This is a genomic window from Streptomyces sp. WMMC1477 (assembly GCF_027460245.1).
Lineage (GTDB): Bacteria > Actinomycetota > Actinomycetes > Streptomycetales > Streptomycetaceae > Streptomyces.
Genome location: NZ_JAPZBD010000003.1, coordinates 1,225,802 through 1,252,181, shown reverse-complemented (window position 1 = coordinate 1,252,181; position 26,380 = coordinate 1,225,802). Strand labels below are relative to the sequence as shown.

Sequence of the window (26,380 nt, the reverse complement as noted above, 5' to 3'; positions counted from 1 at the left end):
GCCACCGCCGGGCGGCAGCCGAGCCGAAGGGGACCGTGCCATGTCTCGCACCGTGGACGACCGCGTGGGCACGCCGTCCCACCTGTCATACGCTGGCCGCATGACCAGCGCTTCGATGTCCTCTGGGTCCTCGGGCTCCTCCGGGTCCGCCACCGCCACCGCGCCCGCCGCGGGCTCTCCCGTGCTGGAGACCGCCCACCGGGCCCGGGAGGCCGCCGCCCTCCTCGCGCCGCTGCCGCGCACCGCCCGGGACGCCGCCCTGCTCGCCATCGCGGACGCCCTCGTGGCCCGTACCGGGGAGATCACCGCCGCCAACGCGGAGGACGTCGCCCGGGCCCGCGAGGCCGGCACCGCCGAGGGTATCGTCGACCGGCTCACCCTGACCCCGGAGCGCGTCGCCGCCATCGCCGCCGACGTGCGCGACGTCGTCGCCCTGCCCGACCCGGTGGGCGAGGTGGTCCGCGGCTCGACGCTGCCCAACGGCCTGGAGCTGCGGCAGGTCCGGGTGCCCCTCGGCGTCGTCGGCATCATCTACGAGGCCCGGCCCAACGTCACCGTGGACGCCGCCGCCCTGTGCCTGAAATCCGGCAACGCCGTGCTGCTGCGCGGCTCGTCCTCCGCCTACGCCTCCAACACCGCGCTCGTCGCCGTCCTGCGCGACGCCGTGGCCTCCGCAGGGCTCCCCGCCGACGCCGTGCAGCTCGTGCCGGGACAGAGCCGGGACAGCGTCACCGAGCTGATGACGGCACGCGGCCTCGTCGACGTGCTCATCCCGCGCGGCGGCGCCTCGCTGATCAGGACCGTCGTCGAGGGCTCCACCGTCCCCGTGATCGAGACGGGCACCGGCAACTGCCACGTCTACGTCGACGAGCACGCCGATGTCGACATGGCCGTGGAGATCCTCGTCAACGCCAAGGCCCAGCGGCCGAGCGTGTGCAACGCGGCCGAGACCGTCCTCGTCCACCAGGGCGTGGCCGACGCCTTCCTGCCCAGCGCACTCAAGGCGCTGGCCGAGGCCGGGGTGACCGTCCACGGCGACGCCGCCTGGCGGCAGGCCGGTCCGGACGTCGTTCCGGCCACCGAGGAGGACTGGGAGAACGAGTACCTCTCCCACGACATCGCCGCCGCGGTCGTGCCCGACCTGGACGCCGCCGTCGCCCACATCCGCCGCTACAGCTCCGGTCACACCGAGGCCATCGTCACCCGTGACACCGCCGCGGCCCGCCGCTTCGTCGCCCTGGTGGACTCCACGGCCGTCATGGTCAACGCCTCCACCCGGTTCACCGACGGCAGCCAGTTCGGCTTCGGCGCCGAGATCGGCATCTCCACGCAGAAGCTGCACGCCCGCGGCCCGATGGGGCTGCCTGAGCTCACCTCCACCAAGTACGTCGTCACCGGCGACGGGCACGTGCGCGGCTGAGCCGGCGCCCGGCGTCCCCGGCCGGTTCCGTGGGCGCCCGGGCGGGCGCGGTCCGGCGCGGAGGCGGCGCGGATCCACCGATCCGTCGCCTCCGCGGTCCGAACCCGTCTACTCTGAGGGGGTGTCGGACGAGGCCACGGGCCGCCCGCCCCACGACGGTGGCGAGCCCGACGACCGCGACCACGGGGCGGCAGAGGATGCCTTCGCCTCCGTGGTGTTCGACGAGGACTTCATCCGAGCGGCACCCGTGCACGAGCCCACCGCGGCCGAGCGGCGGCTCGCCGCGGCCCGCGCCGAGGCCGAGGCGGCGGCGTCCCGCGAGGACGGCTACCCCGAAACCGGCCCCGGCGCCGACGAGCCGGGCTACGGCGGCCACAGCGGCTACGGACACGACGAGTCCTGGGGCCCGGCAGCGTCCGGCCGCCACCCGCGCGCCGACGGCGCCTACGCCCAGTGGGCCCGGGCCCGCCGGGCCGACGGCCGGGGGGCCGTCCGCTGGTACCGCCCGGTCGCCTGGCTGCTCGCCCTGGTCATGGGCATCGGCCTGGTCGCCACGGCCTTCGCCGCCGTGCAGCGGTCCGGCTCGGGGCAGCGCGAGGAGCCCAGCCGCCCACCGGCCAGCAGCGAACCGGAGGGCTCGCTCGGCGCTCCCGCCCCACCGGCTCCCGGAGCCGCCGCGGCGGCCGCCCCCCGGATCTCCCCGACCGCCTGAACTCCTCCACGGCCAGGGCGTTTACTCCGCGACGGCGGGGCCTACCCTGTTGGTATGACCGGGCGTGCAGACCCTCCCGACGGCAAGCCCGAGGGGCGCGGTGACGACGAGTTCGGCTCGACGGTCTTCGACGAGTCGTTCGTCCGCGAGGCGCGGCTACAGGAGTACTCGGCGCAGGAACGCCTCGACGACCCGGAACACCGGGAGCACCCGGTGCGGAGCCTGCCCCGGCGCATGGCGGTCCTCGGTCCCGGCTCGTCGGCCAAACAGGGGATCGTGCTGGTCGCGCTCGTGGTGCTCGCCTTCGCCACCGCCATCTACCTGGGCATCACCAGCCCCTACCAGCAGCCCTCCACCGCCGGGGACCAGCCGCTGCGCGCCACCGTCGTCCCGCTCAGCCCCAGGAGCCCGGTGCCCGAGGGCGCGCCCGAGGCCCTGTTCGCCGACAGCCAGGCGGCTGACTTCCCGGTGGGCGCCGCGGGGGTGACGCTGCCCTCGCCCACCGCCACCGGGGACTTCAGCGACACCCAGGTGATGACGGCCCTCACCCTGGCCAAAGACTACGTCGTCGCCTCCGCCGTGGACTCCCGCGTCATCGGCGGCAGCACCGCGACGCCGGTGCGCGAGCTCCTCGTCGCCGACCAGCGCTCGCGGCTCGACCGCAGCCTGCGGGCCCCCGCCCCGGAGGGCGTCACCGGTGCGGGGGACCCCTCCACCGTCCCGCCCGCCACCGGCTGGCTCGTGCGCTTCGACAGCCAGCGGGTGACCGTGTCCGATGCCGGTGTGCGGGTCCGGGGCTCGATGACCGTCACCCAGCGCGACGAGGACGCCCTCGAGGTCACGGCCGACCACGTCTTCGTCTACGCCGTCCGGCCCGCCGGTGAGGCCGACACCGACCGCTCGTCGCTGGTCACCGTGCGCCGCCAGGTGCGGCTCCTGATGGAGCGGGGCGACCTGCTGGACAAGCGCCTCTCGGTGCAGCACGTGGTGATGCAGGCGGGCCCGCTGGCCTGCGGCACCGCCCACTCCGACCTGCTGCGCCCGCTCACGGCGGGGGAGTCCGCCGACGCCACCGAGGTCACCGGCACGGACCCGTTCGCCGACCGGCCGGTGGGCTCCCCGCTCTGCGGTGTGCTGGCCGACACGGCGCAGCCGGGCCCGCCCGGCGGCTGAGCCGCGCCACGCGCGAGCCCCGGGGCCGGGGCCGCAGCCGGGGCTCGGGGACTCGCGCGCTCGGTTCGCGGCCGCTCGCGTCTAGTTGCCGCCCGAAGCGCTCTCGCCCGCTGCCGTGCCGGCGCCGCTCCCGGAACCGTTCGGCCGGCGGCCGCCGCCCGTCGCGAAGTCCCGCAGTCTGCCGCCCAGATCCCCGGCGCCGCCGGCGACGTCCCGGATGAGCCCCATGAGCGGGTCCTTGCTCTGCTTGACCGACTCCCGGTAGTGGTTCGCCGAGTCCCGCACGGAGCCCGACACGGAGGCGTCGCCGTCCTCCGAGCGGCGCGGGTAGTGGCCGTCCATCAGCCGCTGGTAGTCCCGGCTGCGCGCCCACTTGCCCAGCTCGGCCGCGCGCACCGTGGTGAACGGGTGCGTGCGCGGCAGCACCTGGAGGATCTTCAGCACGGAGTCCCGCAGGTCCCCGCCGGCGTGCTCGTACTCCTCGGCCTGGGCGAGGAACGCGTCGATGTTCATCTCGTGCAGGTGGTGCCCGCCGGCGAGCTTCATCAGCCCGCGCAGGGAGGCCTCCAGGTCCTGTCCGACGAGCAGTCCGGCCCGGTCCGCCGACAGCTCCGACTTGCGGAACCACTCGCGCAGCGCCGTCACCAGGGCCATGATCGCGACGTTCCCCAGCGGGATCCAGGCGACCTTGACGGCGAAGTTCGTCAGGAAGAGCAGGATCGTGCGGTAGAGGGCGTGTCCGGACAGCGCGTGCCCGACCTCGTGCCCGACGACCGCCCGCATCTCCTCCTCGTCCATGAGCTCCACCAGACCGGTGGTCAGGACGATGACCGGCTCGTCCAGCCCGATGCACATCGCGTTCGGCTGCGGGTTCTGCGTCACGTACATCGCCGGGACCTTCTCCAGGTCCAGGATGTGACAGGCGTCCCGCAGCATGTCGTGGAGGTGCGGGAACTGCTGCTCGCCGACGCGCACCGAGTCCGAGAGGAAGAGCAGCCGCAGGCTCCGCTCCGGCAGCAGGCCGCTGAGCGTCTTGAAGACGGTGTCGAAGCCGCTCAGCTTGCGCAGCGCCACCAGTGCCGAGCGGTCGGCGGGGTGTTCGTAGGCGCGGGAGGAGATTCCCGGGAAGCGCCGCCGCTTGCGCCCGGGAAGATTTTCGGTGTTGCCCTGGCTGTCGCTCATTCGGCCCCCTGTGTCGAGTCTGTGGCGGCCCGTCCCCTCACAGGCCCTGCTCGCCGGCCTCCCCGGCCGGTTCGGCCCAGCCTACGGGGTGGGTGCACCAGCCGCGAGAAACCCGTCCGCTTACGATGTGCTGAACCTCCTGCCCGTTTCCCTCCCGGACAAGGTCCAGATGACGATGAATATCCTCAGCTCCGCTCCCGCCCTCTCGCTGCTCGCGTCGGGCTCCGAGGAACACGGTGGCGCGCACGCGAGCCTGAACCCGTGGCTCATCGGCGCCTCCGGCCTGCTCATGCTGCTGCTCCTGCTGTGGATCACCACCCGCTTCAACCGGGACCGCTGAGCCCGGCGACCGGCGGGCGGGACAGCGGTTAGGGTCAGCGCATGGCAGAGCACATAAGGCCGCAGCCGGAGCCGGGCAAACGGCGGCTCGGCGTGATGGGCGGGACGTTCGACCCGATCCACCACGGCCACCTGGTCGCGGCCAGCGAGGTCGCGGCGCGGTTCGACCTCGACGAGGTCATCTTCGTGCCGACGGGCCAGCCGTGGCAGAAGAGCCACCAGCGGGTGTCGCCCGCCGAGGACCGCTACCTGATGACGGTCATCGCGACCGCGTCCAACCCGCAGTTCTCCGTCAGCCGCCTGGACATCGACCGCGCCGGCAAGACGTACACCATCGACACCCTGCGGGAGCTGCGGGCCGAGCACCCCACGGACGACCTGTTCTTCATTACCGGTGCCGACGCGCTCTCCCAGATCCTCACCTGGCGCAACGCGGACGAGCTGTTCTCGCTCGCCCACTTCATCGGCGTCACCCGGCCCGGACACCACCTCACCGACCCCGGGCTCCCGGACGGCGGGGTGTCCCTCATCGAGGTGCCCGCGCTGGCGATCTCCTCCACGGACTGCCGTGCCCGGGTGGCGAACGGCGACCCGGTCTGGTATCTCGTGCCGGACGGTGTGGTGCGGTACATCGCCAAGCGCCGGCTCTACCGGGACCCGTCCGCACCGAACAGCTAGAGGGGCGGCAGCCGTGAACGACCGACAGGACCCGTACGGGCAGCAGCAGTTCACCGGGTACGACGAGTACGGCCGGCCGCTCTACCACGACCCCTACGCCCAGGGGTCCGACGGCGTCGACACGCGCTCCGAGCCCGAGGTGCCGGCCGTCCCGCAGAGCTACGGCCACGACTACGGGTACCCGGCCCCCGGCGGCTACGGGCAGCAGGGCTACGGCTACGACCCCTACGCCGGTCAGCAGGGCGCGACGGCCTGGGTACCGCAGCAGCCCCAGCCCGAGGAGGGCTACCCGGCCCCGTCGTCCTACCCGGACCAGGGCCCGGGCCCTTCGTACCCGGACTCCTCGCCGTACCCGCCCCCGTACCCGGACCAGGCAACGGCGTCCCCCTATCCGAACGCGGCCCCGTACGAGCCGGAGCCCGCGTACCGGTCCGATCCGCGGTACGAGCCCGAGCCGCCGTACGAGCCGGAGGCCCCGTACGAGCCGGAGTCCGGGCGCCCGGCGGGGGAGGCCGCCGGAGGCCACGACGAGGAGTCCGCCGCCCCGGCCGGGGCGGAGCCCGGGGCCGGGAGCGGCGAGGAGTACCGGACCGAGCAGTTCTCCTTCATCGAGGAGGAGGACGCGGAGTCCGAGGACGTCATCGACTGGCTGAAGTTCAGCGAGAGCCGCACCGAGCGGCGCGAGGAGGCCAAGCGGCGCGGGCGCAACCGCATGGTCGCGCTCGTCGTCGCGCTCGTCGTGGTCCTCGTCGGAGGCGTCGGCTACCTGTGGTCCTCCGGACGGCTCCCCGGCCTCGGCGGGGAGGAGACGGAAGCGGCCACGCAGGCCGCCGAGCAGCGCGACGTCATCGTCCTCCACCTGCGGGACATCGACACCGAGAACGTCTCCACGGTGCTGCTCGTCGACAACGAGACGGCCGGGCGCGGAACCGCCGTGCTGCTGCCCAACTCGCTCGCGCTGACGACCACCGACGGCTCCACGACCACCTTGGGCAAGTCCTTCGACAGCCAGGGCGCCGGGGCGACCCGCGAGGCCCTCGGAACCCTGCTCGGCGCCACGTTCCAGGGCACCTGGCGACTGGACACCCCGTTCCTGGAGAACCTGGTCGACTCCGTCGGGGGCGTCACGCTCGACGCCGACGTCACCATCCCCGCCGACGAGAAGGGCGAGCCGCCCCTCGTCGGGAAGGGTGCGGACCGGGAGCTGAACGGCCGGGCGGCCATCCGGTACGCGACGCACCTGGCGTCGGGCGAGGAGCAGACGAAGCAGCTCGGCCGCTTCGGCCAGGTGATGGTGGCGGTGCTGGGCAAGCTCTCCACCGACCCGGCGGCCGCCACCCGGACCGTCGTCTCGCTGGGCCAGGTCCCGGACCCGTCGCTCACGGACGGGCAGCTCGGGGGCGCACTGGCGGAGCTGGCCGCATACGCCGGCAAGGACCGGCTGGACACCCGGCTGCTGCCGGTCGAGCAGAACGGCACGCTGAGCGACGAGACGGCCCACGGCCTGGTCAAGGAAGTCCTCGGCGGCACCGTGCGGAACCCCGACCCGGACGCCGCCGTCCGCGTCAGCGTCCGCAATGCCACCGGCGACGGGGACGCCGCCCAGTCGGCCCAGATCACGCTGATCAACGGCGGCTACACCGTCGTCCCGGCGAAGGAGTCGGAGACCGTGGTGGAGGCCAGCACGGTCACCTACGCGGAGAAGACGGACGCGCAGCGCGCCGAGGGGGTGGCGAAGACGCTCGGGCTGCCCGAGGACGCCGTCCGGCAGGGCGAGGGGGCGGCCAACGCCGACGTCACCGTCGTGCTCGGCGAGAACTACGAGGACTGACCCCGTCGGCCCCGCCGCCCGGCGCCGGACCGCGGGACCGGCGGGGGCGCACGTCACCCCCCGCGCCGAGCACGGGCCCCGTGGCGGCCGTGAGACCCTGGGATGGCGTGCACGTCGTGCGCGCCCCGTACTCCCGACCGAAAGCATGCACCTGTGACCGCAACGGACCGTTCCCTGGAGCTGATCAACGCCGCCGCGCAGGCCGCCGCCGACAAGCTCGCGCACGACGTCGTCGCCTACGACGTGAGCGACGTGCTCTCCATCACCGACGCCTTCCTGCTCGCCTCGGCACCCAACGACCGCCAGGTCAAGTCGATCGTCGACGGCATCGAGGAGCGGCTGCTGAAGGAGCTGGGCGCCAAGCCGGTGCGCCGCGAGGGCGAGCGGGACGGCCGCTGGGTGCTGCTCGACTACGTGGACATCGTCGTGCACGTCCAGCACAGCGAGGAGCGCGTCTTCTACGCCCTGGAGCGGCTGTGGAAGGACTGCCCCGAGCTGGAGCTGCCCGAGGACGCCAAGGCCACCCGCGGCAAGGGGGCCGCCGAGGCGGACGCTGCGGAGGAGCGGTGATGCGCGACCGCAAGATCGTCCTGTGGCGGCACGGGCAGACGTCGTGGAACCTCGAGCGGCGCTTCCAGGGCTCCACGGACATCCCGCTCACTGCCGAGGGGCTGAACCAGGCGCGCCGGGCCGCGCGGCTGCTCGCCGCGCTGAAGCCCGACGCGATCGTCTCCTCCGACCTCGTCCGCGCCCGGGCCACGGCCGCCGAGCTGGCGGGCCTCACCGGCCACGAGGTGCTGCACGAGGAGGCCCTGCGCGAGACGTACGCGGGGAAGTGGCAGGGCCTGACCCACGACGAGATCGTGGAGCGCTTCGGCGAGCAGTACGCGGCGTGGAAGCGCGGGGAGCCCGTCCGCCGCGGCGGCGGTGAGCTGGAGACGGAGGTGGCCGACCGGGCCGCGCCCGTCGTGGAGCGCAACGCGGACAAGCTCCCGGACGGCGGCACCCTCGTCGTCGTCAGCCACGGCGGGACGATCCGGACGACCATCGGCCGGCTGCTCGGGTTGGACCCGTCGGCCTGGGAGTCGCTGGGCGGCCTGTCCAACTGCTCCTGGTCGGTGCTCGGTGAGGGTCTGCGCGGCTGGCGGCTGATGGAGCACAACGCGGGCAGTCTGCCCGAGCCGGTCCTGGGCGACGACGACTGAGGCCTGCCCGGCGGTTCAGGCCGGACGGTGCCGTGGTCCGCGTCGTCATGCGGCGGCCCTGGTGGGGAAGCCCCGCGGGCCAGCTGTGGACGGCGTCGGATCGCGGCGACCCGGATTTCGCGTTCCGCCAGGTCACCAGGTAGAGTTCTACTCGTTCACGGCGCGCCGGCCAGGCCGGAAAGCCGAGAGCGCGGGGCTATAGCTCAGTTGGTAGAGCGCTTGCATGGCATGCAAGAGGTCAGGAGTTCAATTCTCCTTAGCTCCACAATCATCAAGATCCCGTCCTCCTCCGGAGGGCGGGATTTCGGCGTGCGGTCGTCATCGGCGGCCTCCTGCGTTCCGACGTGACGTGGCAGAATCATCCGCAGTAGGGGGACGACCCGAAAGGGGAGGGACGCCGCGGTGCCCAGGCGCATCCACCGTTCACGCGAGGGCCGACTCGCACTCGGACCGACTCCCGGCTGCGGGGCCTGATGGGCGCCCACAGTAGAAAGTGCGACTGGTGCGGCAGCGGTACGCCCATCGTGCGCGACATGGAACCGCTCAACGCCCGTTACCAGTACTGGTGCGTCGAGTGCGCCAGGGCGCTGATCATCAAGGGCGATCCCATCGAGACGTACCGCGAGCTGGAGGGCGAACCCATCTACGGGCGTCTGCTGGAGGAGCACTGCACCCTCAAGCGCTTCTACTCGTTCGTCACGGTCTGAGTCCACGAGGGCCTGGAGGGCTGCCGGGAAACGGATTTGGCAAGCGGTGTCCCGGGCCGTGTAGAGTAGGCGACGCCGACGCGGGGGAAACCCGCGGAGGCCCAGACCCGGGGCTATAGCTCAGTTGGTAGAGCGCTTGCATGGCATGCAAGAGGTCAGGAGTTCGATTCTCCTTAGCTCCACAGATCGGGAAGCGGGCCACTCGTTCGAGTGGCCCGCTTCCGTGTTTCCGCCCCCCTCGGTGCTCCTGGGCGGCCCGGACTCCGCCCGTGTTCTCCCGGCCGGCCACGGGGACGTGGCCGGCTTTCCGCTCCGCGGGACACGGCCCGGCCGGGCCGCTCGGCTGCGGTACCCTGACGGCATGCGTGCCGTACGCCTTCTGCTTAGCCGGCCGCGCTGACCACGGGCCCTCCCACGGGCCGACGCGGCGCGGCTACCCCTCATGCGTGAGGGGCTTTTTCATTTCGGCGGGCAGAGACGAGACGATGGAGCCTTGAGGACATGACCCAGACCACCACCCCCGCGGAGAGCGCGGCCCCGCACCGCTACACGGCGGCCCTGGCCGCCGACATCGAGGCGCGCTGGCAGGACTTCTGGGAGAAGCACGGCACGTACCAGGCGCCGAACCCCACCGGGGACCTGGCCGGCGACCCCGAGCTGGTAGCACGGCCCGAGAAGTTCATCATGGACATGTTCCCCTACCCGTCCGGGGCCGGACTGCACGTCGGCCACCCGCTGGGGTACATCGCCACCGACGTCTACGCCCGGTTCCAGCGGATGACCGGCCACAACGTCCTGCACACCCTGGGCTTCGACGCCTTCGGCCTGCCGGCCGAGCAGTACGCGGTGCAGACGGGCACCCACCCGCGCGTCTCCACCGAGGCGAACATCGCCAACATGAAGGCGCAGCTGCGCCGGCTGGGTCTGGGCCACGACCAGCGGCGGTCCTTCGCCACGATCGACCCGGACTACTACCACTGGACCCAGTGGATCTTCCTGCAGATCTTCAACTCCTGGTACGACGAGGACGCCGACCGGGCCCGCCCCATCGACGAACTGGTCAAGGAGTTCGAGAGCGGTGAGCGGCCCACGCCCGAGGGCCGGGCCCCCTGGGCGGAGCTGACCGCCGCCGAACGCGCCGACCTGCTGGGCGACTACCGGCTGGCCTACGCCTCGGACGCCCCGGTCAACTGGTGCCCGGGCCTGGGCACCGTGCTGGCCAACGAGGAGGTCACCGCCGACGGACGTTCCGAGCGCGGGAACTTCCCCGTCTTCAAGGCCAAGCTGCGCCAGTGGAACATGCGCATCACCGCCTACGCCGAGCGGCTGCTGACCGACCTGGACGGGCTGGACTGGCCCGAGGCCATCAAGCTGCAGCAGCGCAACTGGATCGGCCGCAGCGAGGGCGCCCGCGTCGGCTTCCCCGCCGGGAAGCCCGGGCACGCCATCACCGTCTTCACCACCCGCCAGGACACCCTGTTCGGCGCCACCTACATGGTCCTGGCCCCCGAGCACCCGCTCGTCGACGAGCTGGTCCCCGACGCCTGGCCCGAGGGCACCCACGAGGTGTGGACGGGCGGCTACGCCACCCCCGCCGACGCCGTCTCCGCCTACCGCGCCCAGGCCGCCGCCAAGTCGGACGTCGAACGGCAGGCCGAGGCCAAGGACAAGACCGGCGTCTTCACCGGCGCCTACGCGCTCAACCCCGTCAACGACGAGCACGTTCCCGTCTTCATCGCCGACTACGTCCTGATGGGCTACGGCACCGGCGCCATCATGGCCGTCCCCGCCCACGACAGCCGGGACTTCGCGTTCGCCCGGGCCTTCGAACTGCCCATGCGCTGCGTGGTCGAGCCCACCGATGGCCGCGGCACCGACCCGGCCACCTGGGACGACGCGTTCGACTCCCACGAGGCGCCGGTGGTCAACTCCACCTCCGCCGCGGTGTCGCTCGACGGGCTGCGCGTGCCCGAGGCCAAGGCCGAGATCACCCGCTGGCTGGCGGAGCGCGGTATCGGCGAGGGCACCGTCAACTACCGGCTGCGCGACTGGCTGTTCAGCCGCCAGCGGTACTGGGGCGAGCCGTTCCCGATCGTCTACGACGAGGAGGGCGTCGCCCACCCGCTGCCCGAGTCGATGCTGCCCCTGGAACTGCCGGAGGTCGAGGACTACTCGCCGCGCACCTTCGACCCCGAGGACGCCGACACCTCCCCGGAGACGCCGCTCTCCCGCAACGAGGAGTGGGTCAACGTCACCCTGGACCTGGGCGACGGTCCCAAGCGCTACCGGCGCGAGACCAACACGATGCCCAACTGGGCCGGTTCGTGCTGGTACGAGCTGCGCTACCTGGACCCGCACAACGAGCGGCAGCTCGTCGACCCGGAGATCGAGCGCTACTGGATGGGCCCGCGTGAGGGCGCCCCGCACGGCGGCGTCGACCTGTACGTCGGCGGCGCCGAGCACGCCGTGCTGCACCTGCTCTACGCCCGCTTCTGGTCCAAGGTCCTCTACGACCTGGGGCACGTCTCCTCGGTGGAGCCGTTCCACAAGCTGTTCAACCAGGGCATGATCCAGGCCTACGTCTACCGGGACGAGCGCGGTTTCCCGGTGCCCGCGACCGAGGTCGAGGAGCGCGACGGCGCCTTCTTCCACGAGGGCGAGCGGGTCAGCCGCGAGCTGGGCAAGATGGGCAAGTCCCTGAAGAACGCCGTCACCCCGGACGAGATCTGCGCCGAGTACGGCGCCGACACGCTCCGGCTGTACGAGATGGCCATGGGCCCGCTGGACGTCTCCCGGCCCTGGGACACCCGTGCCGTCGTCGGCCAGAACCGGCTGCTCCAGCGGCTGTGGCGCAACGTCGTCGACGAGGCGGCCGGCGAGGTCACCGTCGTCGACGAGGAGCCGGCCGAGGACACCCTGCGTGCCGTGCACAAGGCCGTCGACGGCGTCACCCAGGACATGGCCGCCCTGCGGTTCAACACGGCGATCGCGAAGATCACCGAGCTGAACAACCACGCGACGAAGCTGGACCGGGTGCCGCGTGTCGTCGCCGAGCACCTCGTGCTCCTCATCGCCCCGCTGGCCCCGCACATCGCGGAGGAGCTGTGGCGGCGGCTGGGCCACGAGGACAGCGTCGTGCACCACCCCTTCCCCGTCGCCGACCCCGCCTACGTGGTCGACGAGACGGTGACCTGCGTCGTCCAGGTGAAGGGCAAGGTCAAGGCCCGGCTGGAGGTCTCGCCCGAGATCCCCGAGGCCGAGCTGGAGGCCCAGGCCCTCGCCGCGCCGGGCGTCGTCGCCGCGCTGGGCGGTGCCGGCGTCCGCAAGGTGATCGTCCGGGCCCCGAAGCTCGTCAACATCGTCCCCGCCTGAGGCGGGGGAGGCCCTTGGGGCGCGCTGCGGGAGCGGTCCGGGGACGCACTGGTCCCCGCCGCCCCCGCAGCGCTTAGGCTGGGAGGGACGGCAGTCGACGGACGGAGGCGTGCCCCATGGAGATCGCCGTGGCGGTGGGAGCCCTGATCTTCCTGGTCCTCGTGACCCTCGGCGTGATCGCCACCACCAAGGCCGTACGGGCCGTGGGGCGAGGCGTCGACCGCGCGAGCACCGAGGTCCGCAAGACCATCGACAACACGGCGCTGCGGGCCCGTTCCGCCCAGTTCGGCCCGGCGGGGGAACTCGCCCGCACCCGCCTCGAACTGCGGACGTCCATCGACAGCACCCGCCGCGAACTCGCCCTCGGCCAGCCCGGGGACGCCTCCCTCGCCGAGGCCGTGGCCCTGCTCGACCGGCTGCACGAGCACGCCCGGGGGCTGGACCGCGAGATGGGCGCGCTGATGGACCGCGAGCCCGACCGCGCGCGCATCGCCGCCCGCCTGCCCGAGCTGCGGGGCCGCGCGGAGGAGATCCGCCAGTCCGCCGACTCCCTGCGGTTCGCCGCCCAGGACCGGGCCCGCCGCCACCAGGCCGAGGAACTGGGCTCGCTGCGCGATCAGATCGCCCTGGAGTCCGGTGCCCTGCGGCACTGGGAGCAGCCTCCGGCTCAGGCGCCCGAGAAGCGGGACGTGCCGCCCTCCGGCGAGCCCGCGCCCTGACACCGGGCGGCCCGGCGTCCCCTCGTCGGCGCACGACCTCGGAGGTCAGGCTGCCGAGGGGCCCCGGGACGCAGTAATCTCCGGGCCATGGCCCGTCATGTCGCGATCATCACCGATTCCACGGCGTATCTGCCGCAGGAGGCGCTGCGGCGGCACCGCATCACCTCGGTGCCCTTGACCGTGGTCGTGGACGGCGAGCCGCTGGAAGAGGGTACCGAGATCTCCGCCCGCTCCCTGGCGGAGGCGCTGCGGCGGCACCGGCCGGTCACCACCTCCCGGCCGAGCCCCGAGACCTTCGCCGCCGCTTACCGGGACGCGGCCGGGGCCGGGGCGGAGGCCATCGTCTCGCTGCACCTGTCCGCCGAGTTCTCCGGCACCTACGACGCCGCCCTCCTCGCCGCGGCCGACGCCCCGGTGCCGGTGCGCGTGGTGGACTCGGGCGTGGTGGCCATGGCGCTGGGCTTCTGTGCCCTGTCCGCCGCCGAGGCGGCGGAGTCGGGCGCCTCGGTGGACGAGGCCGTCGCCGCCGCCGAGAAGCGGGCCGCCGCCACCTCCGCCTTCTTCTACGTCGACACCCTCGACTACCTGCGCCGCGGCGGACGCATCGGCGCCGCCCAGGCGTTGCTGGGCTCCGCGCTCGCGGTCAAGCCGCTGCTGGAGCTGGCGGACGGGCGGATCGGGCCGCTGGAGAAGGTCCGCACCGCGAGCCGGGCGATCGCCCGGCTGGAGGAGCTGGCCGTCACCCGGGCCGGAACGGCACCGGTGGACATCGCGGTCCACCACCTGGCCGCCCCGGAGCGGGCCGGGCAGCTCGCCGAGCGGCTGCGGGAGCGGGTGCCGGGGCTGGGGGAGTTGCACGTCAGCGAGGTCGGCGCCGTCATCGGCGCCCACACCGGCCCCGGTCTCCTCGGCACCGTGCTCTCGCCGCACTGACCCGCTCGGCGATGGCGGGCTCGGCGGTGGCGGGGCGCGTGGTCGCGGGGTGTGCGCGTGACGGGGCCGCGGGCGCGGAGCGTGCGCCGAGCGCGTGCCGACGGGGGCGGGTGTCGGGATGCGGGTGACGGGTGGGCGCTCACGGGCTCCGCTGTGACGGGTCCGGTGGTCAACTCCGGGGACAGGGTTCGCTCCTGCGGGTGGCTCGGATATCCACAACCGGCGGGTAATCCACCGGATCCCATCAAGATCAACATTGCGCTCGCGCACTCCCTACCGTCGGGCGCATGACTTCGCGATCTCCTCGTGACACGGCCGGGCCGGGGCGGACGCCGCGCGCCCGGCGGGCCGTCGACGCCCGGCGGGCGGCGACCCGTGCCGCCGCTGTCTTCGACGTGCCGCCCCCCGGCGCGCCACTGCCCGCCGCTGCCCCGAGCCCCCCGCCCGGGGCGCCGCTGCCACGTGCTGAGGCCATCGCCGCGGCCCGATCGGCCGTACGCGCCAGCCAGTACCGGGGTGAGCCCGTCCCGCCCGAGCCAGGCGGTGCCCAGCGCGCCGAACGCGTGCGGGCGGCGTCGCCGGACGCGGACGACGGGCCGGCCACCGACGCGCCGCCGCGGGCCGGGGCGCGAGCGGAGGCGGTCCGGGCGGGGGCGTCCCGAACGAAGGCGGCCCTGCCCCAGGCTCGGGTGGAAGCACCGCCTGCCGTGCAGGACGCCCCCGCGCCGTCGGCCGAGCGGCCCACCGGGCCGGGCCCGGCCCGCTGGGCCCTGCGGGAACGGCTGCCGCTCTGGCTGCAGACCCGTTGTGCCGTCGAGCCCAGAGCCCTGGCCGCGCTCCTCGTCGTGCTGCTCGTGGCGGGCGGCTTCGCGGTCCACACGTGGTGGGACGGCCGTCCGGAGCCGGTCGGGGTGCCGGTGGCGGCCGCCGCGACGTCCGGCCAGGAGCCCTCGCGGCCACTCCCGCGGCCGTCGGCCCCACCCGGCGAGCCGCCGCCCCGCGCGGACGGGCATGTGCTCGTCGACGTCGCCGGGAGGGTCGAGAAACCAGGGGTGCACCGGCTTCCGGCGGGCGCGCGGGTGGCGGACGCCCTGGAGGCCGCGGGAGGCGTCCGCCGGGGCACGGACACGGTGGCCCTCAACCGGGCCCGCGTACTGGCCGACGGTGAGCACCTCCTCGTCGGCGTCACACCCCCACCGGGCACGGCGCTCGGCCCCCGCGCCGCCGGGGCGCCCGGCAGCGGCCTCCGCGCCGGGCGGATCAGCCTCAACGCGGCCACGGAAGAGCAGTTGGACAGCCTGCCCGGCATCGGGCCCGTCCTGGCCCGGAAGATCGTGGAGTACCGCACGGAGCGGGGCGGCTTCCGCTCCGTCGGCCAGCTGCGCGAGGTGAGCGGCATCGGGGACAGCCGGTTCGCCGAGCTCGAACCCCGGGTCGCGCCGTGAACGCCCTGCCGGCCGCCCGGGCGCGGTCCGCCGTGCACGCGGCGTCCGGCCACCGGCTCGGCGCCGCACACCCACGGCAGGAGGCGCCTTTGGACCTCAGACTCGTGCCGCCCGCCCTCGCGGCCTGGGCGGCGGCCGCGCTCGCCCTGGGCGCCGACGGGCGCACGGCGGCCGTCTGCGCCGGCTGCTGCTGCTTCCTCGCCCTGGGGCTGCTCGTCGCCGCGACTCGCGGCGGGCGGTCGGCCCGCCGGCGGCCCGGCTCCCGTGGCGTCCTCCTCGCCGCGGCCCTGGCCCTGCTGTGCGCGGCGGCCGCAGGCGCCGTCGCCGCCCTGCACACGGCCGCCGTACGGGCCGGGCCGGTGGCCGAGCTCGCCGAGCGGCGGGCGCGGGCGCTCGTGGAGGTGACCCTCACCGGGGACCCACGGCTCGCCAGGCCCCGGGCGGACGGCGGGCCGCGCCCCGTCGTCGTCCCCGCCGAGGTCACCCGGATCACGGCACCCGACGGTCGGCGGACGCGTGTGCGCAGCCCCGTGCTCGTGGTCACCCTGAGTGACACGCCGCGCGGCTGGCTCGCTCTGCTGCCCTCCACCCGGCTCCGGCTCTCCGCCCGCCTCTCCCCACCCCTGCCCGGCCAGGGCGGCGAACTCACGGCGGTGCTCAGGCCGTCGGGGGCGGGGCCGCCGGCCGTCATCGGCGGCCCCGGCACCGTGCAGCGGCTGGCAGGTGCCGTGCGGGCCGACCTGCGGACGGCCTCGGCGGGCCTCCCCGCCGACGCCCGTGCGCTCCTGCCCGCCCTGGTCGTCGGGGATGCCTCCGGCATTCCACCCGACCTCCAACAGGCCGTCGAGGCGGCCGACATGACCCACATGATCGTGGTCAGCGGCAGCCAGCTCGCCGTGGTGCTGACCGTACTCATCGGCTCACCGGGGCTGGCCTCACGGGCCGAACGGGGAGGTCTCGCGGGCCGGTTCGGGGTGCCGCTGCGGTGCACCGCGGTCCTGGGCTGCGGGCTGATCCTGGCCTTCGTCACCGTCTGCCGTCCCGGGCCGAGCGTGCTGCGGGCCGCCGTCTGCGGCGGCCTGACCCTGCTGGCCCTCGCCACCGGCCGCCGCCGCTCGCTGCTCCCCGCGCTCGCGGCCGCCGTCCTGCTGCTCGTCTTGTACGACCCGGCCCTGGCCCGCTCCTACGGCTTCCTCCTCTCCGTCCTGGCCACGGCGGCGCTGCTGACCCTCGCGCCCTCCTGGAGCCGCCTGCTCCAGCGCCGCGGTCTGCCGGGGCGGCTGGCGGAGCTCCTGGCGGTCGCCGCCGCCACGCAGGTCGTCTGCGCTCCGGTGGTCGCCGTGTTCGCCGCCCGGGTCAGCCTCGTGGGCATCCCGTGCAACCTGCTGGCCGAGCTGGCCCTCGCCCCGGTCACGGTGCTCGGCTGGGCCGCACTGGCCGCCGGGCCGGTGGCGATACCGGTGGCCGAGGGGCTGTTGTGGCTGGCGAGCTGGCCGGCCCGGTGGATCGCCCTCGTGGCCCGCACGGGCGCGGCGTTCCCCGGTGCCGAGCTGACCTGGCCGGACGGGTGGGCGGGCGCCGTCCTCCTGGCCGTCGCCACCCTGGCCGCCCTCGCGTTCGTCCGCCGGGCGCTCGACCGGCCCTCGCTGGCCGCGCTCGCCGCCGTCCTCCTCCTCGTCGCACTGCTGCGTCCCGTTCCGCTCACCCGTGCCGTGACCGGATGGCCGCCCCCGGGCTGGCGGCTCGTGGCCTGCGACGTCGGCCAGGGCGACGGGCTGGTGCTCACCGCCGGATCCGGTACCGCGCTGGTCGTCGACGTCGGCCCCGACCCCTTAGCCATGGACCGCTGTCTGCGTCGGCTGGGCGTGGACCGGGTTCCGCTGATCGTCCTCAGCCACTTCCACGCCGACCACGTGCGCGGCCTGCCCGGCGCCCTGCGCGGTCGGGCCGTCGGAGCGGTGCAGACGACGGCACCCGGCGGCGCCTCCGGGCAGGCCCGCTTCGTGCGCCGGACGGCCGCGGCCGCCGGCGTGCCGGTGCTGCGGGCCCGTCCGGGGGAGCGCCGCCGTATCGGTGAGGGGCTGAGCTGGGAGGTGTTGTGGCCCCCCGTCGGCATGCGCGGTCTCGGCGCCAACGACAGCAGCATCACCCTCCTGGTGCGCACGGCCGGGCTAACCGTCCTGCTGCCCGGCGACCTGGAACCGCCCGCCCAGCGCGGGCTGCTGGCGCGCCACCCCGGGCTGTCCCGGGTGGATGTGCTCAAGGTGGCCCATCACGGTTCGGCGCACCAGCACCAGCCCCTGCTCGACCGCTTGTCGCCGGCTGTCGCCCTCGTCTCCTGCGGGGAGGGCAACGACTACGGGCACCCCGCCCCCGTCACGCTCACCGCCCTGCGGGCGGCGGGGGCACGGGTACGGCGCACCGACGTGGACGGCGCCCTCGCGGTCGACGTCGCCGGGCGGGTCAGCGTGAGCGGGCGGCGCGGGCGATCGTCACCACGGCCTTCTCCAGCGCGTAGGCCGGGTCGTAGCCGCCGCCCTTCACCGCGGCGTCCGCCTCCGCCACCGCACGCAGCGCCACGGAGACGCCGTCCGCCGACCAGCCGCGCATCTGCTGCCGCACCCGGTCCACCTTCCACGGCGGCATGCCCAGCTCGCGCGCCAGGTCGGCCGGGCGCATGCCCCGTGGCGCGGAGGCCAGCTTGCCGATGGCACGCACCCCCTGGGCCAGCGCGCTCGTCACGAGCACCGGGGCAACCCCCGTGGCCAGGGCCCAGCGCAGCGCCTCCAGGGCCTCGGCGGTGCGTCCCTCCACCGCCCGGTCGGCCACGGTGAAGCTGGACGCCTCCGCCCGGCCCGTGTAGTACCGGCCCACGACGGACTCGTCGATCGTGCCGTCGACGTCCGCGGTGAGCTGCGCACAGGCCGAGGCCAGCTCGCGCAGGTCGCTGCCGATCGCGTCCACGAGGGACTGGCAGGCCTCCGGGGTCGCCGAGCGCCCGAGCGCGCGGAACTCGGCCCGCACGAACGCCAGGCGGTCGCCCGGCCTGGTGACCTTCGCACAGGCGACCTCGCGGGCCCCGGCCTTGCGGGCGGCGTCCAGCAGCCCCTTGCCCTTGGCTCCGCCGGCGTGCGCCAGCACCAGGGTGATCTCCTCGGCGGGGGCCGACAGATACGCCTTCACGTCCTTGACGGTGTCCGCCGAGAGGTCCTGCGCCTGCCGGACGACGACGACCTTGCGCTCGGCGAAGAGCGACGGGCTGGTCAGCTCCGCCAGGGTGCCGGGCTGCAACTCGCCCGGGCCGAGCTCGCGTACGTCCGTGTCGGCGTCCTCCGCACGGGCGGCCTCGACGACCTCGCGCACGGCGCGTTCGATGAGCAGCTCCTCCTGGCCGACCAGGACGCTGCACGGAGCGAGGACGTGCTCCGCTGGGGGTTTCTTCGCTTTCGGGGGCATCGCCGACCAGCATCGCACGTCGCTCGGACACCGCTGCTGCCCCCGGTCCGGGACCCGGCACAATGGCCGGGTGAGCGATGTACGACACCTGCTCGTCCTGCCCGACCGGGACAGCGCGGAAGAGGTGGCCGAGGAACTGGCCGAGCGGCTGGGCCTGCCGGAGGAGCCGCAGCTCGTCCGGGACGCGCTGGCCGGAGAGGACGACGCCGAGGACGCCCAGTGGCTGGTGGTGGTGGAGGACCCGGACGGCCGCTGCGAGCCCGCCGCCCTCGACGCCCTGGCCGCCGCCCACGAGGGCTGGCTGGAGCGGGAGTGAGCGCGCCCCGGCCGGCGTCCCGTCCCGTGCGTCCGGTGGGTGCCTCCGGCCGGGCCGTCGCGGGGACCTAGGACCGCAGGAGGGGTGGGGACGGCGCCGCAGCCCGATGCCCGGGACGGCCTCCCGCCGTAGCGTCGCCCGCATGACGATCACCGAGTCCGAGCCTCCCCGCACCGCCGAGCAGCGCAAGCGCGACGTGTTGCGGCGGCTGTCCCGCGACAACGACGTCTGGGTGGCCACCGCCTCCCGGGACGGTCAACCGTGCATGGTGCCGCTGTCGTTCACCTTCCACGACGGCGCGCTGATCCTGTGCACGCGGCGCACTACGCCGACGGCCCGCAATCTCCTCTCGGGCGACGGGCAGGTCACCCTCGGCGTGGGGCTCACGCGTGACGTCGTGCTGATCCGGGCCGTGGCGGAGGCCGTCGGCGCCGACGGCCTCTCCGCAGCCGAGGGGGAGTCCTTCGCCGCGCGGACGGGCTTCGACCCGCGGGGCCGCGCCGACTGGGTGTTCTTCCGCTGCCGCCCCCGCACCCTGCGGGCCTGGCGCGAGGAGAACGAACTCGCGGGCCGCCTGCTGATGCGGGACGGCGTCTGGCTGGTGTGAGGCCCGGGAGCCCGCGTTCACCGGCGCCCCGGGGAGAGGGGAACACGGAAACGCCGTGGGGGCCGGAACGTCGTTCCGGCCCCCACGGCTCCATGCGTGCGACGGCTACTTCTCCCGCGTCCCCTCGTACATCTCCTCCAGCAGATGGCCGAACTCGCGCTCGACGACGGGGCGCTTCAGCTTCAGGCTGGGCGTCAGCTCGCCGTGCTCGACGTCCAGGTCGCGCGGGAGGACGCGGAACTCCTTGATGGTCTGCCAGCGCTGGAGCCCGGCGTTGACCTGGTCCACGTAGCCGCGGATGAGCTCGTGCACCTCGCGCGAGGCGACGACCTCCGCGTAGCCGCGGCCCTCTTGCCCGTTCTCGGCCGCCCAGCCGAGGATCGAGGGCTCGTCCAGCGCGATGAGCGCGGTGCAGAAGTTCCGGTCCGCCCCGTGCACCAGGATGGTGGAGACGTACGGGCACACGGCCTTGAACTGCCCCTCGACCTCGGTCGGCGCCACGTACTTGCCGCCGGAGGTCTTGAACATGTCCTTCTTGCGGTCGGTGATCCGCAGGTAGCCGTCCTCGGACAGTTCGCCGATGTCACCCGTGTGGAACCAGCCGTCGGACTCCAGCACCTCGGCGGTCTTCTCGGGGAGACCGTGGTAGCCCTGCATGATGCCGGGGCCGCGCAGCATGATCTCGCCGTCCTCGGCGATCCGGACCTCGCAGCCGGGCAACGGCTTGCCGACCGTTCCGGTGCGGTAGGACACGCCGGGGTTGACGAAGCTGGCGGCGCTGGACTCGGTCAGGCCGTAGCCCTCCAGGATGTGGATGCCGGCGCCGGCGAAGAAGTAGCCGATGTCCGGGGCGAGGGCGGCCGAGCCGGAGACGCAGGCCCGCAGCCGCCCGCCGAAGGCGTCGCGCAGCTTCTTGTAGACGAGCCGGTCCGCGAGCGCGTGCTTCATCCGCAGCCCGGCGGGCGCGGAGGCGGTGCCGGTGCGGCGGAAGTTGTCCTGCGTGACCTTCGCGTACTCGCGGGCCACCTCGGCGGCCCAGAGGAAGATCTTGTACTTGGCCCCGCCCCCGGCCTTCGCCTTGGTGGCGACGCCGTTGTAGACCTTCTCGAAGATGCGCGGTACGGCGGCCATGTAGGTGGGCCGGACGACGGGCAGGTTCTCGATGATCTTGTCGATCCGGCCGTCGATGGCGGTGACGTGACCCACCTCGATCTGCCCGGCGGTCAGCACCTTGCCGAAGACGTGGGCCAGCGGCAGCCACAGGTACTGGACGTCCTCCTGCCGCGCCAGGCCCGTCATGGCGATGGCCTTGGCCATGTAGGACCAGTTGTCGTGCGGCAGCCGCACGCCCTTGGGCCGGCCGGTGGTGCCCGAGGTGTAGATGAGGGTCGCGAGCTGGTCCGAGCGCAGGGACTCGATCGTCTCCCGGACGGCCTCGGGCTTCTTCTCCAGGTGGGCCCGGCCGCGCTCCATCAGCTCGTCGAGGGTCAGCGCCCAGCCTTCGGGGTCCCCTTCGGCCGTGACCGGCTCACCGGCGGGGTCGATGACGACCACGTGGGTCAGGTGCGGCAGCTCGGAGCGCTTCTCCCGGGCCTTGGCGAGCTGGACGGCGTCCTCGGCGATCAGGACGCGGCTCTCGGAGTCCGCCAGGATGAAGGCCGTCTCCTCGGCGTTCGTGCCGGGGTAGACGGTGGTGGTCGCCGCTCCGGCGCACAGGATGCCCAGGTCGGCCAGGACCCAGTCCACCCTGGTGTTGGAGGCGATCGCGACCCGTTGCTCGGGTTCCACCCCCAGTGCCATCAGGCCGGCGGCGACGGCGAAGACGCGGTCGGCGGCCTCCGCCCAGGTGTAGGACTTCCATTCGTCCGGCCCCGTGCCGGAGGCCGGCGGCACCGGATAACGGTATGCCTCGTCGTCCGGGGTGGCCTTGATGCGCTCGAGAAAGAGCGCCGCCACGGAGGGCGGCCGGTTTTCGATCAGGGATTGCGTGTCGCTCACGACATCCTCCGTGGCCCGCGTTGTGCTGGGGGTGACTCACGAGTAACTGAAGCGCTGATCAGCCTAGGGGTGATGGCTCTCCGGGGAAAGACTTCGGGAGCGCGGCAACGCTTTCGTTACCCCTGGATACGCTGCCGGGAAGCCCGTCACCTGGAGATTCGTCCCTTCGGTCGGCCCGTCACCGGGCATCACGCCAGACGTCCGCCGCCGCTTCGGAGGTTCGGTCAACGGGTACGAAACGTCGAAATCGGATCGTGCTGCGACCCCGGGTCCGTTCTCCCGGTGGGGCGGTCCGAATTCCGGGCACTGCCCGGGTGCCCGGGCACCGGAAAACGGGAGTGCGCCGGAGAAAACCGGCACACTCCCGCTGCGTCGTCCGGGGGCTTTACTTCTTGCTCTTGTCTCCGGCCTCGTCGCTGGAGAGGGCGGAGATGAAGGCCTCCTTGGGGACCTCCACGCTGCCCACCATCTTCATGCGCTTCTTGCCCTCCTTCTGCTTCTCCAGCAGCTTGCGCTTCCGGGAGATGTCACCGCCGTAGCACTTGGCCAGCACGTCCTTGCGGATCGCGCGGACCGTCTCGCGGGCGATGACCCGGGAGCCGACGGCCGCCTGGATCGGCACCTCGAAGTGCTGCCGCGGGATCAGCTCGCGCAGCTTCCCGGCCATGCGGACGCCGTAGGCGTAGGCCTTGTCCTTGTGCACGATCGCGGAGAAGGCGTCCACCTTGTCGCCGTTCAGCAGGATGTCGACCTTCACCAGGTCGGCGCTCTGCTCGCCGGTGGGCTCGTAGTCCAGGGAGGCGTAGCCACGGGTCTTCGACTTCAGCGCGTCGAAGAAGTCGAACACGATCTCCGCCAGCGGCAGCGTGTACCGCAGCTCGACGCGGTCCTCGGAGAGGTAGTCCATGCCCTGGAGGTTGCCCCGGCGGGTCTGGCACAGCTCCATGATCGCGCCGACGTACTCGCTGGGCGCCAGGAGTGTGGCCCGCACGACCGGCTCGTGCACCCGGTCCACCTTGCCCGCGGGGAACTCGCTCGGGTTCGTGACGATGTGCTCCGTGCCGTCCTCCATGACGACCTGGTAGACGACGTTCGGGGCCGTGGCGATCAGGTCGAGTCCGAACTCGCGCTCCAGCCGCTCGCGGATGACCTCCAGGTGCAGCAGGCCGAGGAAGCCGACGCGGAAGCCGAAGCCCAGGGCCGCCGACGTCTCCGGCTCGTAGACGAGCGCGGCGTCGTTCAGCTGGAGCTTGTCGAGCGCGTCCCGCAGCTCCGGGTAGTCGGAGCCGTCCAGCGGGTACAGCCCCGAGAACACCATGGGCTTGGGGTCCTTGTACCCGGGCAGCGCCTTCTCGGCGCCCTTGTGGAACTGCGTGATCGTGTCACCGACCTTGGACTGCCGCACGTCCTTCACGCCGGTGATCAGATAGCCGACCTCGCCCACGCCCAGGCCGTCGGCGGCCTTCATCTCCGGGGAGTTGGTGCCGATCTCCAGCAGCTCGTGGGCGGCGCCGGTGGACATCATGCGGATGCGCTCGCGGCGGCCCAGCTCGCCGTCGACGACCTTCACGTAGGTCACCACGCCCCGGTAGGCGTCGTAGACGGAGTCGAAGATCATCGCGCGGGCGGGCGCGTCCTTGACGCCGACCGGCGCGGGGACCAGCCGCACGACCTCGTCGAGCAGCTCCCCCACGCCCTCGCCCGTCTTGGCGGAGACGCGCAGGACCTCCTCGGGCTCGCAGCCGATCAGGTGGGCCAGCTCGGCGGCGAACTTCTCCGGCTGCGCGGCCGGCAGGTCGATCTTGTTCAGGACCGGGATGATCGTGAGGTCGTTCTCCATCGCCAGGTAGAGGTTGGCGAGAGTCTGCGCCTCGATGCCCTGGGCCGCGTCCACGAGGAGGATGCACCCCTCGCACGCCGCCAGCGAACGGGAGACCTCGTAGGTGAAGTCGACGTGGCCCGGGGTGTCGATCATGTTCAGGATGTGCGCGGTCCCCGAGTCGTCCCCCGAGGTGGGAGCCCACGGCATCCGCACGGCCTGGGACTTGATCGTGATGCCGCGTTCACGCTCGATGTCCATGCGGTCGAGGTACTGCGCGCGCATCTGGCGCTCGTCGACGATGCCGGTGAGCTGGAGCATCCGGTCGGCGAGCGTGGACTTGCCGTGGTCGATGTGCGCGATGATGCAGAAGTTGCGGATCAGCGCCGGGTCGGTACGACGGGGCTCGGGCACGTTCGAGGGGGTCGCGGGCACGCGGGGTCCTGTCGGGGTCATGGCTTGCGGATCGGTACGTCGTCCCCCATCGTCCCATGTCCGTCGGCCCTGGTCCGATTAGGGAGGGGCGGAGCCCGACTGCTAGTGTGGACGACTGTGCTTCGTGCCGCCGTGTGCCCTCTTCACCGGCGGACCCGCGGGCCGGTCCACCGGCCAGCAAGCACGGAAGAGACATCTCCGATCCTGAAAAGGCTCCTTCGTGGCGAACATCAAGTCCCAGATCAAGCGGATCAAGACCAACGAGAAGGCCCGCCAGCGCAACAAGGCCGTCAAGTCCGAGCTGAAGACCGCCGTGCGCCGCGTGCGCGAAGCCGTCGCCGCCGGTGAGGCCGACAAGGCCGCCGCCGCCGTCGCCGTGGCCGGCCGCAAGCTGGACAAGGCCGTCAGCAAGGGCGTTCTGCACAAGAACAACGCCGCCAACAAGAAGTCGGCGCTCGCCCAGCAGGTCTCCGCTCTGCAGAAGTGATCCCGGCCGCCTCGGCGGCTCCCTCCGCCCTGTTCCGGTGACGGACCCCGGCTGCCCTCTCATCAGCCGCCCGCTCCGGGCCACCGGCGGAAGCACGACTCGCGCCGCACGCGGCCTGCGTTCGCCACGCGGGTGCGGCGCACCAGCACCACCCGAAGGCCCCGCCTCCCCTCCCCAGGGCAAGCGGGGCCTTCGTCGTCGCCCGGAACGTGGGCGGGGCCCTTGGGCGCCACCGGCCGAACGGTCGCCGGTCGCCGGGGTGTCAGTCGACGAGGTCGCGGACGACGGCGTCGGCCAGGAGACGGCCGCGGCGGGTGAGGGCGGCGCGGCCCGCGGCGTAGGCGTCCTCGCGGAGCAGGCCGTCGCCCAGGGCGCGGCGGGCCGCCGCCGCGCCCGCCGGGGCGAGGAGGCCGAGGGGGCAGCCGGCCTCCAGTCGCAGTTCCAGGAGGATGCGCTCTACGCGCCGGTCCTCGTCGGTGAGCAGCTCGCGGCCGGCGCCGGGGGAGCGGCCCTCGGCGAGGGCCTGGGCGTAGGCGCCGGGGTGCTTGACGTTCCACCACCGCACACCGCCGACGTGGCTGTGCGCCCCGGGCCCGGCGCCCCACCAGTCGGCGCCCGTCCAGTACAGCTCGTTGTGGCGGCAGCGGGCGGCCGGGGTGCGGGCCCAGTTGGAGACCTCGTACCAGGCGTATCCGGCGGCGGCGAGGGCCTCGTCGGCGATGAGGTAGCGGTCGGCGTGGACGTCGTCGTCCGTCATCGGGACCTCGCCGCGGCGGATGCGCCGGGCGAGCCCGGTTCCCTCCTCGACGATCAGGGCGTAGGCGGAGACGTGGTCGGGTGCGGCGCCGATCGCTGCGTCCAGGGAAGCGCGCCAGTCGTCGTCCGACTCGCCGGGGGTGCCGTAGATGAGGTCCAGGTTGACGTGCTCGAAGCCGGCGGCGCGGGCCTCGGCGACGCAGGCTTCGGGGCGGCCCGGGGTGTGGGTGCGGTCGAGGACGCGCAGGACGTGCTCCCTGGCGCTCTGCATGCCGAAGGAGACGCGGTTGAACCCGGCGGCCCGCAGCTCGGCCAGGTAGGCGGCGTCCACGGACTCGGGGTTGGCCTCGGTGGTGACCTCCGCGTCGTCGGTGAGCCCGAAGGCGTCGCGGACGGTGGCGAGCATGCGGCCGAGGTCCGTGGCCGGCAGCAGGGTGGGGGTGCCGCCGCCGACGAACACGGTCTGGACGGGACGCGGGTCGTCGCCCAGGACCTTGCGGGCGAGGCGGACCTCGTCGGCGAGCGTCGCGGCGTAGGTGTCGCGGGAGGCCAGCACGCCGCCGGAGCCGCGCAGCTCGCTCGCGGTGTAGGTGTTGAAGTCGCAGTAGCCGCAGCGGGTGGCGCAGTAGGGGACGTGCAGGTAGAAGCCGAGGGGGCGGTCGGCGCCGTCGGCCAGGGCGGCGGCGGGCAGGGCGCCGTCCTCGGGCACGGCTTCGCCGTCGGGGAGTGCGGAGGGCATGCGTCCATTGTCCGTGATCGGTCCGGCTCGTCGGGCCGCGCGTGGTTCCGG

General features: G+C 73.6%; 21 protein-coding genes, 2 tRNA genes and 1 pseudogene. 19 read left to right on the top strand and 5 right to left on the bottom strand.

The annotated features are described in order from the left end of the window. The first annotated feature begins 115 nt into the window (after positions 1-115). From O7609_RS05895 to O7609_RS05885, 3 genes are all read left to right on the top strand, one after another. Positions 116-1,420, top strand: coding sequence for a glutamate-5-semialdehyde dehydrogenase (locus tag O7609_RS05895; RefSeq protein WP_269737029.1), 1,305 nt, complete (start codon positions 116-118; stop codon positions 1,418-1,420). Positions 1,421-1,541: 121 nt separating this feature from the next. Further along, positions 1,542-2,132, top strand: a complete 591-nt coding sequence (locus O7609_RS05890) for an SCO2584 family spore wall biosynthesis protein (RefSeq protein ID WP_269733826.1) — start codon at positions 1,542-1,544, stop codon at positions 2,130-2,132. A 54-nt stretch (positions 2,133-2,186) separates the two neighbouring features. Then, a complete protein-coding gene (locus O7609_RS05885) occupies positions 2,187-3,305 on the top strand; it encodes an SCO2583 family membrane protein (protein WP_269733825.1) in 1,119 nt (372 codons plus the stop codon). Positions 3,306-3,386: 81 nt separating this feature from the next. On the opposite strand, the gene O7609_RS05880 is transcribed toward O7609_RS05885, so the two are convergent. Further along, positions 3,387-4,487 (bottom strand): M48 family metallopeptidase, encoded by a 1,101-nt coding sequence (locus O7609_RS05880; RefSeq protein ID WP_269733824.1) that lies wholly within the window; start codon positions 4,485-4,487, stop codon positions 3,387-3,389. A 169-nt stretch (positions 4,488-4,656) separates the two neighbouring features. On the opposite strand from O7609_RS05880, the gene O7609_RS05875 reads away from it, so the two are divergent. From O7609_RS05875 to O7609_RS24570, 13 genes and pseudogenes are all read left to right on the top strand, one after another. Continuing rightward, positions 4,657-4,827 (top strand): hypothetical protein, encoded by a 171-nt coding sequence (locus O7609_RS05875; protein WP_219091608.1) that lies wholly within the window; start codon positions 4,657-4,659, stop codon positions 4,825-4,827. Positions 4,828-4,868: 41 nt separating this feature from the next. After that, on the top strand, positions 4,869-5,504 hold the full coding sequence (gene nadD / locus O7609_RS05870; RefSeq protein ID WP_269733823.1) for a nicotinate-nucleotide adenylyltransferase: 636 nt from the start codon (positions 4,869-4,871) through the stop codon (positions 5,502-5,504). 13 nt (positions 5,505-5,517) lie between these two features. Continuing rightward, a complete protein-coding gene (locus tag O7609_RS05865; RefSeq protein ID WP_269743193.1) occupies positions 5,518-7,335 on the top strand; it encodes an LCP family protein in 1,818 nt (605 codons plus the stop codon). 153 nt (positions 7,336-7,488) lie between these two features. Next, positions 7,489-7,905, top strand: a complete 417-nt coding sequence (gene rsfS / locus O7609_RS05860) for a ribosome silencing factor (protein ID WP_219091544.1) — start codon at positions 7,489-7,491, stop codon at positions 7,903-7,905. After that, the gene (locus O7609_RS05855) at positions 7,905-8,540 is read left to right on the top strand and encodes a histidine phosphatase family protein (RefSeq protein ID WP_269733821.1); all 636 of its coding nucleotides are present in this window, start codon (positions 7,905-7,907) and stop codon (positions 8,538-8,540) included. The genes rsfS and O7609_RS05855 overlap by 1 nt, the downstream gene beginning before the upstream one ends. A 192-nt stretch (positions 8,541-8,732) precedes the next feature. After that, positions 8,733-8,805 (top strand) — tRNA-Ala (locus O7609_RS05850). A gap of 208 nt (positions 8,806-9,013) precedes the next feature. Further along, entirely contained in the window at positions 9,014-9,247 is a 234-nt protein-coding gene (locus tag O7609_RS05845; RefSeq protein WP_269733820.1) for a hypothetical protein, read from the top strand. A gap of 109 nt (positions 9,248-9,356) precedes the next feature. After that, positions 9,357-9,429 (top strand) — tRNA-Ala (locus O7609_RS05840). 319 nt (positions 9,430-9,748) lie between these two features. Further along, positions 9,749-12,619 (top strand): leucine--tRNA ligase, encoded by a 2,871-nt coding sequence (gene leuS, locus O7609_RS05835; RefSeq protein WP_269733819.1) that lies wholly within the window; start codon positions 9,749-9,751, stop codon positions 12,617-12,619. A 116-nt stretch (positions 12,620-12,735) separates the two neighbouring features. After that, positions 12,736-13,338, top strand: a complete 603-nt coding sequence (locus tag O7609_RS05830) for a hypothetical protein (protein ID WP_269743192.1) — start codon at positions 12,736-12,738, stop codon at positions 13,336-13,338. A gap of 87 nt (positions 13,339-13,425) precedes the next feature. Continuing rightward, on the top strand, positions 13,426-14,271 hold the full coding sequence (locus O7609_RS05825; protein ID WP_269733817.1) for a DegV family protein: 846 nt from the start codon (positions 13,426-13,428) through the stop codon (positions 14,269-14,271). 287 nt (positions 14,272-14,558) lie between these two features. Continuing rightward, on the top strand, positions 14,559-15,716 hold the full coding sequence (locus tag O7609_RS05820; protein WP_269743191.1) for a ComEA family DNA-binding protein: 1,158 nt from the start codon (positions 14,559-14,561) through the stop codon (positions 15,714-15,716). Positions 15,717-15,721: 5 nt separating this feature from the next. Further along, a pseudogene (locus O7609_RS24570) lies at positions 15,722-18,178 on the top strand (ComEC/Rec2 family competence protein); the annotation flags it as partial. Between the two features lies 1 nt (position 18,179). On the opposite strand, the gene holA reads toward O7609_RS24570, so the two are convergent. Beyond that, positions 18,180-19,172: a DNA polymerase III subunit delta gene (gene holA / locus O7609_RS05810; RefSeq protein ID WP_269733815.1), complete on the bottom strand. Its 993-nt coding sequence runs from the start codon at positions 19,170-19,172 to the stop codon at positions 18,180-18,182. Positions 19,173-19,242: 70 nt separating this feature from the next. On the opposite strand from holA, the gene O7609_RS05805 reads away from it, so the two are divergent. Together O7609_RS05805 and O7609_RS05800 are read left to right on the top strand one after the other, a co-directional pair. Next, entirely contained in the window at positions 19,243-19,488 is a 246-nt protein-coding gene (locus O7609_RS05805) for a hypothetical protein (RefSeq protein ID WP_269733814.1), read from the top strand. Positions 19,489-19,630: 142 nt separating this feature from the next. After that, positions 19,631-20,095 carry a pyridoxamine 5'-phosphate oxidase family protein gene (locus O7609_RS05800; protein WP_269733813.1) on the top strand — a complete coding sequence of 155 codons (465 nt, stop codon included), beginning with the start codon at positions 19,631-19,633 and terminating at the stop codon, positions 20,093-20,095. A 105-nt stretch (positions 20,096-20,200) separates the two neighbouring features. On the opposite strand, the gene O7609_RS05795 is transcribed toward O7609_RS05800, so the two are convergent. After that, complete coding sequence (locus tag O7609_RS05795) at positions 20,201-22,093, bottom strand: AMP-dependent synthetase/ligase (protein WP_269733812.1); 1,893 nt, start codon at positions 22,091-22,093, stop codon at positions 20,201-20,203. A gap of 385 nt (positions 22,094-22,478) precedes the next feature. Beyond that, a complete protein-coding gene (gene lepA, locus O7609_RS05790) occupies positions 22,479-24,347 on the bottom strand; it encodes a translation elongation factor 4 (RefSeq protein WP_269733811.1) in 1,869 nt (622 codons plus the stop codon). Positions 24,348-24,567: 220 nt separating this feature from the next. On the opposite strand from lepA, the gene rpsT reads away from it, so the two are divergent. Then, positions 24,568-24,834, top strand: a complete 267-nt coding sequence (rpsT, locus tag O7609_RS05785; protein WP_269733810.1) for a 30S ribosomal protein S20 — start codon at positions 24,568-24,570, stop codon at positions 24,832-24,834. A 262-nt stretch (positions 24,835-25,096) separates the two neighbouring features. Here rpsT and hemW read toward each other — a convergent pair whose 3' ends face one another. Further along, the gene (hemW, locus tag O7609_RS05780) at positions 25,097-26,329 is read right to left on the bottom strand and encodes a radical SAM family heme chaperone HemW (protein WP_269733809.1); all 1,233 of its coding nucleotides are present in this window, start codon (positions 26,327-26,329) and stop codon (positions 25,097-25,099) included. Positions 26,330-26,380 lie beyond the last annotated feature (51 nt).

Bases quoted from the DNA above. Each gene is read 5' to 3' on its own strand.
- O7609_RS05820 (WP_269743191.1), top strand. From the start codon at position 14,559: ATGACTTCGCGATCTCCTCGTGACACGGCCGGGCCGGGGCGGACGCCG.
- O7609_RS05885 (WP_269733825.1), top strand. From the start codon at position 2,187: ATGACCGGGCGTGCAGACCCTCCCGACGGCAAGCCCGAGGGGCGCGGT.
- O7609_RS05855 (WP_269733821.1), top strand. From the start codon at position 7,905: ATGCGCGACCGCAAGATCGTCCTGTGGCGGCACGGGCAGACGTCGTGG.
- O7609_RS05830 (WP_269743192.1), top strand. From the start codon at position 12,736: ATGGAGATCGCCGTGGCGGTGGGAGCCCTGATCTTCCTGGTCCTCGTG.
- holA (WP_269733815.1), bottom strand. From the start codon at position 19,172: ATGCCCCCGAAAGCGAAGAAACCCCCAGCGGAGCACGTCCTCGCTCCG.
- nadD (WP_269733823.1), top strand. From the start codon at position 4,869: ATGGCAGAGCACATAAGGCCGCAGCCGGAGCCGGGCAAACGGCGGCTC.
- O7609_RS05895 (WP_269737029.1), top strand. From the start codon at position 116: ATGTCCTCTGGGTCCTCGGGCTCCTCCGGGTCCGCCACCGCCACCGCG.
- leuS (WP_269733819.1), top strand. From the start codon at position 9,749: ATGACCCAGACCACCACCCCCGCGGAGAGCGCGGCCCCGCACCGCTAC.
- O7609_RS05875 (WP_219091608.1), top strand. From the start codon at position 4,657: ATGACGATGAATATCCTCAGCTCCGCTCCCGCCCTCTCGCTGCTCGCG.
- O7609_RS05880 (WP_269733824.1), bottom strand. From the start codon at position 4,487: ATGAGCGACAGCCAGGGCAACACCGAAAATCTTCCCGGGCGCAAGCGG.
- O7609_RS05825 (WP_269733817.1), top strand. From the start codon at position 13,426: ATGGCCCGTCATGTCGCGATCATCACCGATTCCACGGCGTATCTGCCG.
- hemW (WP_269733809.1), bottom strand. From the start codon at position 26,329: ATGCCCTCCGCACTCCCCGACGGCGAAGCCGTGCCCGAGGACGGCGCC.
- O7609_RS05800 (WP_269733813.1), top strand. From the start codon at position 19,631: ATGACGATCACCGAGTCCGAGCCTCCCCGCACCGCCGAGCAGCGCAAG.
- O7609_RS05845 (WP_269733820.1), top strand. From the start codon at position 9,014: ATGGGCGCCCACAGTAGAAAGTGCGACTGGTGCGGCAGCGGTACGCCC.